This is a genomic window from Collinsella aerofaciens, from assembly GCF_019131995.1.
GTDB classification, from domain to species: Bacteria; Actinomycetota; Coriobacteriia; order Coriobacteriales; family Coriobacteriaceae; genus Collinsella; species Collinsella aerofaciens_S.
Map to the genome: position 1 here is coordinate 64,707 of NZ_JAHONA010000010.1, position 12,190 is coordinate 76,896.

Consider the following 12,190-nt stretch of genomic DNA (forward strand, 5'->3'; position numbering starts at 1 on the left):
GCCCACGCTGCGATGAACGGCAGCGCAGCGGCGAAGCAGCCCCGCGCCAAGCCGTAGGCCCCCTGCGCGGTGCATGCCCACCCCGCGGCGTCCATCACGACGGCCGAGGCGAGCAGCGCCCGGGTCATTCGCGAGCCCGTCATTCCTCTTCCTCCAGATCCTCCATGGGCACGCCCAGCGCCCTCGCGAGCCGCTTGGCCGCCCCGTACTTCGCGTCGGCTATTCCCCGGCGCTCCCAGTTCCAGACCGTCCTCTCGGTCACGCCGACCATGACGGCGAGCCGGTACTGGGAGAGACCGGCCTCCCTGCGCAGCCGCGCAATCGCGTTTCGTGTCGCCATAGCCCGTAACCTCTTTCCTGTAGTCGCTTTCAATCCGCTGCTCACGGCGGTACAATCCAAGCGTCCTGTCAACCGACGGAAGGGAGCCATCTCCTTGAAGGCAGTTTTGAGGACGCGGGCCGCCGTAAAGTAGGGCCCCGCCCGGCATACGGAAGCCGGAAAAGCCCGAGCCGAAGGCGTCGGCGCAACGACGCGCGGCGAGGCAGCCAGACCGCGGGCTACCGAAAGTCCCGCCGAGGCTCTCCAGTCCCTCTCCCGATTGGCAGTCATAAATGGGATATAGGGCAGGCACGGGGAAATCCGGGCGGGATCTGGTCTGATAACCGTGCAGGATGGCGGATAACGACCCGGCTAGGGAGGCGGCGAGGGTTGCGCACCGAACCGCCCCCGAGACCGGAACCGCCGGGGCTCCGCATCTCTCTCACGACTTTCCATCTCCTCCCCCATCCCTATGCGGCCTCGTCCGTGTTCCAGCCCATCAGGTCGTTGGGCGTGCATCCGAGTGCCAACCCCAACGCCGCAAGGCTCTCGAGCGAAGGCGTCGAGGCCTTGGCCAGATAGTTGCGGATGCTGTAGACCGACACGCCCGATGCCGCGGAAAGCTCCTCGGCGGTCTTGATGTCGGCGTGAGCCATGAAGATGCGCAAGTTATGAGCAAAAGACTCTTTAACGTCCGTCATGTGTACCTCCTTAATCTGAAAAGTACGGATTTCGTATCTCGCTAATTAGATTACTACGTATCTCGTACTTGTCAACAATTAAATACGGATTTCGTACACGTTTATCTAACTAATTGGTACACTCCTATCTAAGGAGGTACGAAATATGAACTTTTCTCTTCGATTAAGGGCCCTTAGAGAAGCCAAGGGTCTAAAGCAAAACCAGATGCCGGAACTTGTTGGCACGACCGCTCGCATATATGGCTCTTGGGAACGTGGCGAAACGCCGATTCTCCTTGAGGATGCTTTCAGATGCGCTCAGGTACTCGGATGCACGCCCAACGACCTATGCGGATGGCCGCCCGGCCTCAACGATGGTGCCGCCGATGACCTCGACCCCGAGGAGGGCGAGCTGCTCTACTGCTACCGGCAGAGCACCGAGAAGAGGCGCTCGAAGATCCTGGAGACGGCACGCGACCAGGCCGAGCTGTCCCAAAATCAGGCTGCAGCGCCTGAAATCGAAGGGCTGGAAGCAGATCAAGTAAGGTCCGCGTAGGGACCGTCCGTGACCCCGGACCGGACGGAATTATCTTGCAACGATTGACCCGGGGCCGACAAATCGTTAAAGTACAGGACAGCGGTATTGACGCGGGGATCCTACGGGACCCGCGTCCTGCGGAAAGGCGGCTGTCCATCAGGACGGCCGCCTTTCTTCATTTAGGAGCACAAATGGGAGCAAAACCATTTCGGACCATTCAGGAGCAGGTAGACCTGCTCCAGGCGCGAGGGATGAAAGTCGACGAGAAGACCCCCGAGGTTCTTATGCGCGAGGGCTACTACTCCATCGTCAATGGATACAAGGACCCCTTCATCGACGCTGAGCGAACCGCCCAGGCGGGAGAGGACCGCTATGTCGAGGGTTCCAAGTTTTCAGACCTCTGCGCTCTCTATACGTTCGACCGCGAGCTGAGATCGCTGACGTTCAGGTATCTCATTCTCGCCGAGGCAAAGGTTAAGACCGCCGTCGCCTATACGTTTTCCGAGGCGCACAGGTCACCGAACGACTACCTCCTTCAGTCAAGTTTCTGCAGCGAACAGGAATTCGTGCCGACATCGGACGGAACGGAATATGCGAAGGAGGTCTCGGGGCTCACGGGGATACTCGGGAGACGGGCGGAGAAGAGCGATTCTGGTTTCGTGAGCCACTATCGGGATACCTACGGGTCCGTCCCGCTCTGGGTGCTCGTTAACGACTTGACATTCGGCAACATCGAGCACTTCTTCAACCTCATGAAACCGGCGGAGCAGAGGGGCGTGTGCAAGATGATTGTCGCCTCGACCGGCAGAACCGGATCGAAGCGCCTGGGATACTTCGACGAGAAGAAGGCGATAGTGTCGATCGAGACGCTCGTTAAGTTCCGAAACGTCTGCGCCCACGACGAGCGGCTCTATTGCGCCCGGGTCGGCGGCAGGAAAAGCGTCAACTACATAAAGATGGTGTGGATGCTCGAGCGCTACCTCACGCCTGCAGAGTTCTCGTCGTTCATTCGCGATCTCACGACGCTGCTCACGAGATACGTGAAGGCATACGCGATTAAGCACGTCTTGAAGGAGATAGGCTTTGTCGAGCTGCTCAAGCGATCTGAAGACGGGACGCTCTTCGAGGCCTAGGCACGGCAGGGTTTTTCGGTTTTTCCGGAAAAACCCAAGCGGGCGCCCTAGCCGTCAAAGATTCTTTGACGGCTCAAGATATAAAGAAACCCCGTGCGGCAATCTTGGCGGATCCGCACGGGGCATATGCCCTCCGGCAAAAAAGGAAAGGCAGGACCATTATATGGCAACCAACGATACTTCAAGGTCAAAACTCGGGTCGAAGCGCGAGGTCGCGCCCGGCAAGTGGGTGATCCGCGTGCAGGCTGGCTTCCGCGCAGACGGCCACGTGCGGCGCGTGTCGCGCACCGTATACGGCACGGAGACCGAGGCCGATATCGCCATCGCGCAGCTCGCGCAGGAGCTCGGCGTGTCCCAGGCGGCGCACGCGGGCGTCACGCTTGATATGTATTATTGGGGAGTTTTCCGCGACTCACCCAGCAACCGCGGAAAGCCGCGCTCAAAGGCGAGCCTGCGCGAGTACGACGGCCAGATGGAAAACTACATCTCCCCCGTACTGGGGAGCATCGACATCTCCGAGATAACCCACGACATGATGCGCAGCTGTATCGAGCGCTCGGGCGCGCCGGCCAAGACCAAGACCACGCTGCGCGCCGTCATGCGCCGAGCTTTCGACGACGGCTGGGTGACGGTGGAACCCTTCCGCCGCCGCGTCATCGCGCCCAAGGCCAGGCAGGCGCCCGTGGAGCCGTGGAGCATCCCCGAGGCCGCCGAGGCGCTGCGCAGACTCGCCGCCAGCGACGACCGCGCGGACCTGATCATGAACGCCTACTTGATTTTGGGCCTGAGCGGGCTGCGCAAGGAGGAGGCACTTGCCGTGCGCCCGTGCGACCTCAAGGTCACCACGACTTACGACTTCGCCACGGGCCAGCCGACGATATCTGAGTACATCGAGGTCTGCCGCGCGTACACGGACGAGGACGGCGTGAAGGAGACCAAGAACGCCCATTCCGTGCGCACCGTGCCGGTTTTATTGGCAGGCCGCGAGCGCCTGCACCAGATCATGGACGAGTTGCGCCCGAGCATAACCGTCGAGGGCGGCACTTCGGTTACGGAGCAGGTGCGCGAGTGGAGCGGGCAGCGCATCGTCAACATGCGCGGCGACAACCTCGTGCGCGCCTGGCGGCGCATGTGCGCACGCCATGACCTGCGGTATATCCCGCCCAAGGCCCTGCGCCACACGTCCGAGACCATCATGGCGGCGACCGAGGTCGACCCCCTGAGCATCATGGATCTGCACGGTCATACGGACCTGGGGACAGATTATCGCCATTACATAAAGCCGGGCCTCGCGGAGCGCGAGAAGGCCGCCAGGCAGGTCGGGCGCGCCCTGCAGATCGTCGAGGGCGGCGGCGCGGACGGCGGTTTTAATGGCACCGGTCGCAGCGCCGAGACGCTCTAAATTGCATTTTCTAGGTCCACTACCTGCAAAATGCATAAAACGCCCCCTGCCGCGCATAAACGGCAGGGGGCGTAAAACACGAACGGTAACGGACGGTTATGATTCGGCTTCTCGGTAAACAAAAAAGGTCAGCGCCGAAGCGCTGACCTGTGCGTTCTTTGGTGGGCCGTCAGGGGGTCGAACCCTGGACCTTGGGATTAAGAGTCCCCTGCTCTACCAACTGAGCTAACGACCCAAAGCTAAAGTCCGTTGTGGCGGACTTTAGCGGAGATATCGTGTGGTGGGCCGTCAGGGGGTCGAACCCTGGACCTTGGGATTAAGAGTCCCCTGCTCTACCAACTGAGCTAACGACCCGATATCAACACGAAGCAAGAACTGGGGTGGGTAAAGGGACTCGAACCCTCGACCTACGGGACCACAACCCGTCGCTCTAGCCAACTGAGCTACACCCACCGTGTCCTGTGCGCTTCGCGCTCGACTATTATTGCAAGGAACGCCACGCGATGCAAGCCCCAATTTTCAAGAATTTTGAAAAGAGTTTTTCGAGACCATTTCGAGCAAATCCCACCGGTTTCATAGGAGTAAACTTGCCCCACTGCAAATGCTCGAAAGGACCGGCATGAAAGAACTCTCCAACCGCACGGCAACGTTTACCGATTCCGTCATCCGCCGCATGACGCGCATCTCCAACAAGTATGGCGCCGTCAACCTGTCGCAGGGCTTCCCCGACTTCGATCCCCCGGCGCAGCTGCTCGATAGCCTGAGCACCATCGCCAGCGACCCCAAGCCGCTCTATCACCAGTACTCCATCACCTGGGGCTCCCAGGCCATGCGCGAGGCGCTCGCCGCCAAACAGGAGCACTTTATGGGCATGCCGGTGAACCCCAACGAGAATATCGTAGTCACCTGCGGCTCCACCGAGGCCATGATGGCCGCCATGATGACGGTCACGAACCCCGGCGACAAGGTCGTCATCTTCTCGCCGTTCTACGAGAACTACGGCGCCGACACGATCCTTTCGGGTGCCGAGCCCATCTACGTGCCGCTCAACCCACCCACATTCGACTTTGACCGCAAGACACTCGAGGCGGCCTTCCGCGACAACGACCCCAAAGCCATCGTCCTGTGCAACCCTTCCAACCCCTGCGGCAAGGTCTTTACGCGCGAGGAGCTCACCTTTATCGCCGACCTCTGCAAAAAGTACGACGCCTACTGCATCACCGACGAGGTATACGAGCACATCGTCTACGCACCCCATGAGCACGTCTACATGGCCACGCTGCCTGGCATGTTTGAGCGCACCATCAGCTGCAGCTCGCTGTCCAAGACCTACTCCATCACCGGCTGGCGCCTGGGCTACACTATCGCCCCTGCCGAAATCACCGAGCGTATCAAAAAGGTCCACGACTTCCTCACCGTGGGCGCCGCCGCTCCCCTGCAGGAAGCCGTCGTCACCGCCCTCAATTTCGACGACAGCTATTACGATGAGGTCCTCGACCTCTATACCGCCAAACGCGACCTGTTCTGCCAGGGACTCGACAGCATCGGTCTTGAGCATAACGTGCCGCAGGGCGCCTACTACGTCATGATGGACATCTCTGAGTTTGGCTATGACAGCGACCTCGAATTCTGCGAGGACCTCGCGTCTAAGGTGGGCGTGGGCGCCGTGCCCGGCTCGAGCTTCTTCCGCGAGCCCGTCAACCACCTGATTCGTTTCCACTTTGCCAAGCGAGACGAGACGCTTAACGCGGCACTGGAGAACCTCAAGTCCCTGCGTGATAAAATCAAACCGCGCGGGTAAGGACGGCCCGGCAACTAAAGTAACTAAAGAAGCCCCGCACCGCCTGCCGCGTTGCGAGGCTTCTTTTTATGGCGCTTTCTTAAATGGTTTAGAGCTCTATACTTTAGTCATGGAGCAACTCGTCCCAGTGAGAGGAATATTATGGAAGAGCAGCAACTTATCGGAGCGCTCGAGGCCGGCGGCACCAAGATGGTCTGCGCCACGGGCTATGCAGACGGCACGGTCCTGGAGCGTGAGCAGATCGTGACCACGACTCCGCAGGAGACCGTCGAGGCCGTCAACGCATGGTTTGCCGACAAGGGCATCGCCGCGCTGGGCATCGGCGCCTTTGGCCCCACCGCAGTCAACCCTGCCTCGCCCCAATACGGCAAGATCCTGGAGACGCCCAAAACGGCATGGCGCTACTTTGACCTGCTGGGCACCATCCAAAACGAGCTCAATATTCCCTGCGGCTACGACACCGACGTCAACGTCGCCTGCCTGGGCGAGGTCACCTTTGGTTGCGCCCAGGGCCTCACTGACGTTGTGTATCTGACCATCGGTACCGGCGTGGGCGCCGGCGTGCTCTCGGGCGGCCAGCTCGTGCACGGCATGATGCATCCCGAGGCCGGCCACATCCTGGTCACGCGCGACCCGCGCGACACCATTGGCGAGCACAGCGCCTGCCCCTTCCACGACAACTGTCTCGAGGGCCTCATCGCCGGCCCCGGCGTTAAAAAGCGCTGGGATGGCAAGAGCGCCGGAGACATGGCCGATGACTCGGAGGCCATGGACCTGCTCGCCGGCTATCTGGCACAGGCACTCATGACCTACACGCTGTGCTACGCGCCGCAAAAGATCATCATCGGCGGCGGCGTGGCCGACCACACTCCCATCGTGCCGCTCGCACGCAAAAAGTGCGCCGAGATGCTCAACGGCTATATCGTCACGCCCGAGGTCAACGACATCGATAGCTACATCGTCAACAACAGCCTCGAGGGCAAGCAGGGCATCATGGGCTGCCTGGCCCTGGGCGCACAGGCGCTTCAGTAGCAGACGCACCCACGGGGCGTGGCACGCCCGGCAAATCCGACCTACGGAACGACGCCACCACGCCTCATATAAGCCCTCAAATAAAAAAGGCCGCCTAGGACCAAACAATACGTCCTAGGCGGCCTTTTTGGCGCACATCAGCGACCGTAAGAGATATCGGAGCACAACGCCCGTTGCCGCTCCACAGCAGTCGATCATCACATCGGTGATCATTCCAGCGCGTCCCGGCACAAAGAGCTGAATCGTCTCGTCGATCGAAGGAATCAGCAGCAGGAACACCGCCGTGGGCAGCAGCACGTCAAAGGTGCGCCGGCCCTCAAAATCAAAGGCGTGCGTTGCCAGGATGCCGAGCACCATATACTCGGTAAAATGCGCGCACTTGCGAACAACAAAGTTGGTCACCCATTCACATGGAAGTCCCACGCCGTGCAGGAAACCGCGGATAACTTCCATGACCGTTAGACTCAGTGAGCCCGACCCCGAGCCGGGAACCAGCGAATTGCCCCAGATCAAGAGCGCCATCAGGCAGGTCACGACCGCCCATTTTCGATTGATCTTAACCATGCAGAAGTTATGCCTCCGCGCGGAGCGGCGCAAAGCTGGCGGTACCGCCCTCGATAACGCTCAGATAGGCACGGCCCGTACGCTTGGCGGTAGAGGACTGCAGGCGCTCGATCTCTTCCTCGAGGATCTGATTGACGCGCTCGTGACGACGATTTTCCATAATGCCGGCGGCAATAGCCTCGGCTCGCTCGATGCTCTCGCGCGAGATACGGGCAGTATCCTCGGGGAACACAGCACTGTGACGGCCGACATAGGCGGGGACAGCAGGCTGAGGGGCAGCGACGGGAGCGGGGGCCGTAACAGGAGCAGGCTCGTCAATCTCATCCAGGATCGCGGTGGCGGCGGCCCACATGTCCTCGTGGCCCGAGTAATCGGCCATGGGGACATCAACCTCGAGCGAGGCATCTGGAAGGTCGCCGGTGTTGATGCGATCTTGGGCATCAATCGATGCGGTGATGGCTGCAGGCTCATCGAGGTCATCGAGATCGATGTCCGCGGCACCGGAGATGATAGGCATGCTGGCGAGGTTTGCATTGTACGGCGCAGCCTCAGCCGCCTGCTGCTGGGCAGGAGCGCCCCACAACGAGCTTTCGGCGGCACGGCGGGCGGCAACGGCCTCCTCGTCCGCGGCCATGGCTTCATCAACGTACGAATTGTCGGCAGAAGCGTTCGCGTCCGCCGAGGTAGCGCTGTAGGCGTTATTGGCTGCCGCGTTGGCGACGAGTGCCACGAAAGCCGCCGTGCTGCCCGCAGGGGCGGCCTGGGAGCCAGACACGGCGCGTGCCGCGGCGGCGATGTCGTCGCGATTGAAGGAGCCGGTCTGCCCGCCGTTGGTGAGCTCGTCGATGGCGACTTGATAGACGTCGCGCGAGTGTGCAGGGTCGCAGCTCACCGGCGAATCGTCGTCGAGCATACTGTCGATCATGGACCAAGCCTCGGCCTCGTCCATGGCATCTGCGGCTCGAGCGATGGTAGGGACACCATCATCGGCATGACGGCGCTGGAACGCACCAGTCAGGCCGGAAAGGAATGCCGAGGTAGACTGCTCCGCCTGAGCCTGAGAAGCAGAAGCCGCAGCGTAAGGAGTCGCATCCTGCTGCTGAGCTGGAATCGAGGCGGTCTTGAACTCGCTTTGATGCTGATTGAGATTGGCGGCACCGCCCATGGCATCAGGCTGGAACAGACGCTCTTCACGCTGCGCACGGTACTCGGAGATACCCAGCGAGGCGGCATAGATACCCACGCCCGCCACCGCGCCCACGGCGAAGGGAACCGCACCCGCCACGACCGTCTCGTTCACCGACGAAAACGGCAGCGTCGCGGCATACATAACCACGGGAGCGGCAAGGCCGATCCCGCACGAAAGTCCGGCAAGGACTGCTCGTTGTGTTGCATCAGAAGAAGCCATGAGCTCTCCCCATCTTCCAGCACCCAAATCGCATCATTCAGTTGGCTGCGCGAGAGAAGATGAAGCGGGGCTATGCCCCAAAGCAACGGTATATGGTTCGTTTCATCTGCGTTTTCCGTCGCGAAGCTTAAAAGCTATTATGCGAAACCGCCCTGTCGATTGCAAGCGACGATGTCGGATTGAAACGGGAAACCTGCTGCTTGCCAGTCTTATGGTCAAAAATAAGCGCGGAGCGGCGATATGGAAAAGGGCCGAGGCTCAAAGCCCCGACCCTTTATCGCATTGATGACTATCGCTGCGCGTGGATGACAACCTAGAACGTCTGCTCGTAGTCGCTGTGCTTTTTGGCCGAACGCACCAGGAACTCCTGGTTGGTGTTGGTGCCCTTAAGACCCTTGATAAACGACGCGGCTGCGCGCTCGGTGTTGTTCATGCCGGCAAGAATGCGACGCAGACCAAAGACAAACGGACGCATCTGCTCGTCGACCAACAGGTCTTCGTTGCGCGTACCGGAGGCAACGGGGTCGATAGCCGGGAAGATGCGGCGGTCGGCCAGGTCGCGGTCGAGCTTAAGCTCCATGTTGCCGGTACCCTTGAACTCCTCGAAGATGACCTCGTCCATCTTGGAACCGGTGTCGATGAGGGCAGAGGCCAGGATGGTGAGCGAGCCACCGTTCTCGATATTACGGGCTGCGCCCAGGAAGCGCTTGGGAGGATACAGGGCCGCCGAATCGACGCCGCCCGAAAGGATGCGGCCCGAGGCGGGCGCCGCCAAGTTGTAGGCGCGGGCAAGACGCGTAATGGAGTCGAGCACCACCACGACATCGCCGCCCAGCTCCACGATGCGCTTGGCGCGCTCGATGACGAGCTCTGCCACACGAGTGTGGTTGTCGGCGGGCATATCGAAGGTCGACGCCACAACCTCGCCCTTGATGGAACGCTGCATATCGGTGACCTCTTCGGGGCGCTCGTCGACGAGCAGGCAGATGAGGTGCACCTCGGGGTTGTTAATCGAGATAGACTGGCAGATCTTCTTGAGGATCGTGGTCTTGCCGGCCTTGGGCGGGGACACGATCAGGCCACGCTGACCCTTGCCGATCGGCGACACGATGTCGATGGCGCGACCGGTAATGGAGTCTTTGCCGTGCTCCATGCGCAGCGGCTCGTTGGGATAGACCGGGGTGAGGTCGCCGAACTTGGGACGGTTGCGAATCTGCTCGGGGTCCAGACCGTTGACGGTCGTGATTTTGGCGAGGCCGGCGCGCTTGTCGCCGCCGCGCGAAGGACGCAGCGAGCCCTCGATGACGTCGCCCGTGCGCAGGCGCGCGGAGCGGATGAGGTAGGCGGGCACGAAGGCGTCGTCGTTGGACTTCATGTAGCCATGGGCGTGGATGATGCCGGAGCTGTCCGGGCGAATCTGCAGAATGCCCTTGATGTCGCGGAAGCCCTCGGCCTTCGCGGCGGTGACGTAGATCTCCTCGACGAGCTCGGCTTTCTTCTTGCCGGTCGTCTCGATCTCGAACTCCTTGGCCTTCTCGCGCAGTTCGGCGACCTTCATGGCAGCGAGCTCCTCACGCGAAAGCGTGGGCTCGGTGGGGGCGGCGTTGCGCTCCTTGTTGCGCTGTTTGCGATCGCGCTGACGGTTGCGACGGTCGTTGTTGCGCTCGTCCTTGCGCTCGTTGCGCTCCTCGTTGCGCTTGTGCTGGCGACGGTTGGAACGAGTGCCGTCTTCGGCCTCGGCGGGCGCGGCACCATCGGTTGTGGCGGCGTCGGCATTGGCCGCAGCGGCTTCATTGGCCTCGGCGCCAGAATCGACCTGCGCTTCGACATCAGCCTGATGCTCGGACGCCTTGGCCTTAGCGGACTTCTTACGACCGCGCTTGGGCTTCTCGGACGCAGGCCGTTCGACGTCTTGGGGCTCGGCGGCATCAGTCGATGCATCGGCGGTCGTCTCGTCGGAATCCTCGGACGTACCCTTCTTGGCAGCCTTAGCCTTGGACGTGCGCTTAACAGCAGTGCGACGGCTGCGACCGGGGCGGACGTCGGCGGGCTCGGCATCGGCGGGAGCGGCCTCGGAAGTCGTAGCATCCTGAACGGGTGCATCGGCAGCAGTTGCAGACTCGACGGTCGCCGCAGCATCCCGAGCAGCTGCGGCTGCGGCTGCGGCCTTCTCTGCCTCGACGAAGGCCTTGGGCTTGCGACCGCGACGGTGCGGGCGCAAAGCCGGATCGACAACGGGAACTTCGCTGGCCTCGACAGACGCAGCGTGCTCAGCAGGCGATGCGCCCTCCCCTGCCGTGGAACGGACCGAAGCGTCAGTGAACTCGGGGGTTACCTGTTCAGCAACCTGCTCGGCCTTAACAGCCGTGCGACGGCGTGTGCGCGTTGCCGGCTTCTCGGTCGGCAGGTCGGCGGCAGGGGTCTCGGTGGCGGCAGGGGTCTCGGGCACAGACGGAGCTGCAAGCTCGGTCAGAGCCGCGGCCTCGCGCTCGGCAGCACGACGGCGGGCGCGCACCACCTGAGCCTCGCTAATCTGCGCCAACGCACGTGCCTGCGCGACCTCATCGGAAATCGACGCCGAGGAGTCAGCTGCAACGGTGCGCTTGGCGCGCGTCGTGCGCGTGGTACGGCGCTTGGGCTTGGTGACCTCCTCGCCGTCAGCGGCAGGCTTGGCCGTGCGGCGCATGCGCTTGGGCTTTGCCGGAGCAGCCTCCTCACCAGTTGCAGGCACGGCCTTCTCAGCCGCTACAGGCGTAGGCGTCGAAGCAGCCTTAGGCGTCTCAGGAGCCGAGACTTGCGCGGGCGCCGCAACCTGGTCCGACGCAACCGGTGCAGCGGGAGCGGCCTGCGTCGTCGTTATTTCGTTTTCTTGCTGTTGATCAGACACAGTGTTTGCTCAACTTTCTTTTCAAGCCCTGTGATCACATGCTCCCTGCATAAACCTTCAGGGCGGCTAAACAGTCTAGCTCCGTCAAATACCGACGGACATCATTGATCTGTATCGAGATATTTGCGTCATATACGCAGCGTTAGTGTAACACAACCGCCGCCACCTGCAACTTAGTCATTGGGGACGTTCTTAAACGACTAGTCAAAAGGGACACTCTTTGGTTTAACACCCACAAATCTGACTGCCTCCGCCAAAACTATGGCGGTTTACTACGATGAATCGCTCAACCGCGACCACTCCGAAACTTGTTGAACTAAAACCGACGCTCCTATAAGTTGTCAATAGGCAGTTTGCGGGAGCGCTCCCTTCAATTCGCACAGGAGCTCGTAATACCTCCTCTCCAGTTTCGTCGACCGCCGTCTC

10 protein-coding genes and 3 tRNA genes are annotated in these 12,190 nt (G+C 61.3%); 5 read left to right on the forward strand and 8 right to left on the reverse strand.

What is annotated here, in order from left to right; translation table 11 throughout:
* Positions 1 to 139: 139 nt before the first annotated feature.
* Both KSY82_RS04940 and KSY82_RS04945 read right to left on the reverse strand, forming a co-directional pair.
* Positions 140 to 340: a helix-turn-helix transcriptional regulator gene (locus KSY82_RS04940; RefSeq protein ID WP_195520542.1), complete on the reverse strand. Its 201-nt coding sequence runs from the start codon at positions 338 to 340 to the stop codon at positions 140 to 142.
* A gap of 449 nt (positions 341 to 789) precedes the next feature.
* Positions 790 to 1,020 carry a helix-turn-helix domain-containing protein gene (locus KSY82_RS04945; protein WP_195520541.1) on the reverse strand — a complete coding sequence of 77 codons (231 nt, stop codon included), beginning with the start codon at positions 1,018 to 1,020 and terminating at the stop codon, positions 790 to 792.
* Positions 1,021 to 1,165: 145 nt separating this feature from the next.
* Here KSY82_RS04945 and KSY82_RS04950 point away from each other — a divergent pair, with 145 nt between their 5' ends.
* The 3 genes from KSY82_RS04950 to KSY82_RS04960 all read left to right on the forward strand — a co-directional run bounded on the left by KSY82_RS04950 (position 1,166) and on the right by KSY82_RS04960 (position 4,072).
* Positions 1,166 to 1,555, forward strand: coding sequence for a helix-turn-helix transcriptional regulator (locus KSY82_RS04950; protein ID WP_217750415.1), 390 nt, complete (start codon positions 1,166 to 1,168; stop codon positions 1,553 to 1,555).
* A 173-nt stretch (positions 1,556 to 1,728) separates the two neighbouring features.
* Complete coding sequence (locus KSY82_RS04955; RefSeq protein WP_217750416.1) at positions 1,729 to 2,670, forward strand: Abi family protein; 942 nt, start codon at positions 1,729 to 1,731, stop codon at positions 2,668 to 2,670.
* 163 nt (positions 2,671 to 2,833) lie between these two features.
* Positions 2,834 to 4,072, forward strand: a complete 1,239-nt coding sequence (locus KSY82_RS04960; protein ID WP_217750417.1) for a site-specific integrase — start codon at positions 2,834 to 2,836, stop codon at positions 4,070 to 4,072.
* Positions 4,073 to 4,231: 159 nt separating this feature from the next.
* Here KSY82_RS04960 and KSY82_RS04965 read toward each other — a convergent pair.
* From KSY82_RS04965 to KSY82_RS04975, 3 genes are all read right to left on the reverse strand, one after another.
* A tRNA-Lys gene (locus KSY82_RS04965) sits at positions 4,232 to 4,307 on the reverse strand.
* A 43-nt stretch (positions 4,308 to 4,350) separates the two neighbouring features.
* Positions 4,351 to 4,426, reverse strand: a tRNA-Lys gene (locus KSY82_RS04970).
* A 22-nt stretch (positions 4,427 to 4,448) separates the two neighbouring features.
* Positions 4,449 to 4,525: transfer RNA gene (locus KSY82_RS04975), tRNA-His, on the reverse strand.
* Between the two features lie 166 nt (positions 4,526 to 4,691).
* On the opposite strand from KSY82_RS04975, the gene KSY82_RS04980 reads away from it, so the two are divergent.
* Entirely contained in the window at positions 4,692 to 5,873 is a 1,182-nt protein-coding gene (locus KSY82_RS04980) for a pyridoxal phosphate-dependent aminotransferase (RefSeq protein ID WP_217750418.1), read from the forward strand.
* Positions 5,874 to 6,014: 141 nt separating this feature from the next.
* On the forward strand, positions 6,015 to 6,905 hold the full coding sequence (locus KSY82_RS04985) for an ROK family protein (RefSeq protein WP_195502664.1): 891 nt from the start codon (positions 6,015 to 6,017) through the stop codon (positions 6,903 to 6,905).
* Positions 6,906 to 7,019: 114 nt separating this feature from the next.
* Here KSY82_RS04985 and KSY82_RS04990 read toward each other — a convergent pair whose 3' ends face one another.
* From KSY82_RS04990 to rho, 3 genes are all read right to left on the reverse strand, one after another.
* A complete protein-coding gene (locus KSY82_RS04990; RefSeq protein WP_217750419.1) occupies positions 7,020 to 7,469 on the reverse strand; it encodes a VanZ family protein in 450 nt (149 codons plus the stop codon).
* Positions 7,470 to 7,476: 7 nt separating this feature from the next.
* Positions 7,477 to 8,877, reverse strand: a complete 1,401-nt coding sequence (locus KSY82_RS04995; protein WP_195502666.1) for a hypothetical protein — start codon at positions 8,875 to 8,877, stop codon at positions 7,477 to 7,479.
* 313 nt (positions 8,878 to 9,190) lie between these two features.
* Positions 9,191 to 11,563: a transcription termination factor Rho gene (gene rho, locus KSY82_RS05000; RefSeq protein ID WP_217750420.1), complete on the reverse strand. Its 2,373-nt coding sequence runs from the start codon at positions 11,561 to 11,563 to the stop codon at positions 9,191 to 9,193.
* Positions 11,564 to 12,190 lie beyond the last annotated feature (627 nt).

Bases quoted from the DNA above. Each gene is read 5' to 3' on its own strand.
- KSY82_RS04945 (WP_195520541.1), bottom strand. From the start codon at position 1,020: ATGACGGACGTTAAAGAGTCTTTTGCTCATAACTTGCGCATCTTCATG.
- KSY82_RS04995 (WP_195502666.1), bottom strand. From the start codon at position 8,877: ATGGCTTCTTCTGATGCAACACAACGAGCAGTCCTTGCCGGACTTTCG.
- KSY82_RS04990 (WP_217750419.1), bottom strand. From the start codon at position 7,469: ATGGTTAAGATCAATCGAAAATGGGCGGTCGTGACCTGCCTGATGGCG.
- rho (WP_217750420.1), bottom strand. From the start codon at position 11,563: ATGCGCCGCACGGCCAAGCCTGCCGCTGACGGCGAGGAGGTCACCAAG.
- KSY82_RS04950 (WP_217750415.1), top strand. From the start codon at position 1,166: ATGAACTTTTCTCTTCGATTAAGGGCCCTTAGAGAAGCCAAGGGTCTA.
- KSY82_RS04955 (WP_217750416.1), top strand. From the start codon at position 1,729: ATGGGAGCAAAACCATTTCGGACCATTCAGGAGCAGGTAGACCTGCTC.
- KSY82_RS04985 (WP_195502664.1), top strand. From the start codon at position 6,015: ATGGAAGAGCAGCAACTTATCGGAGCGCTCGAGGCCGGCGGCACCAAG.
- KSY82_RS04960 (WP_217750417.1), top strand. From the start codon at position 2,834: ATGGCAACCAACGATACTTCAAGGTCAAAACTCGGGTCGAAGCGCGAG.
- KSY82_RS04940 (WP_195520542.1), bottom strand. From the start codon at position 340: ATGGCGACACGAAACGCGATTGCGCGGCTGCGCAGGGAGGCCGGTCTC.
- KSY82_RS04980 (WP_217750418.1), top strand. From the start codon at position 4,692: ATGAAAGAACTCTCCAACCGCACGGCAACGTTTACCGATTCCGTCATC.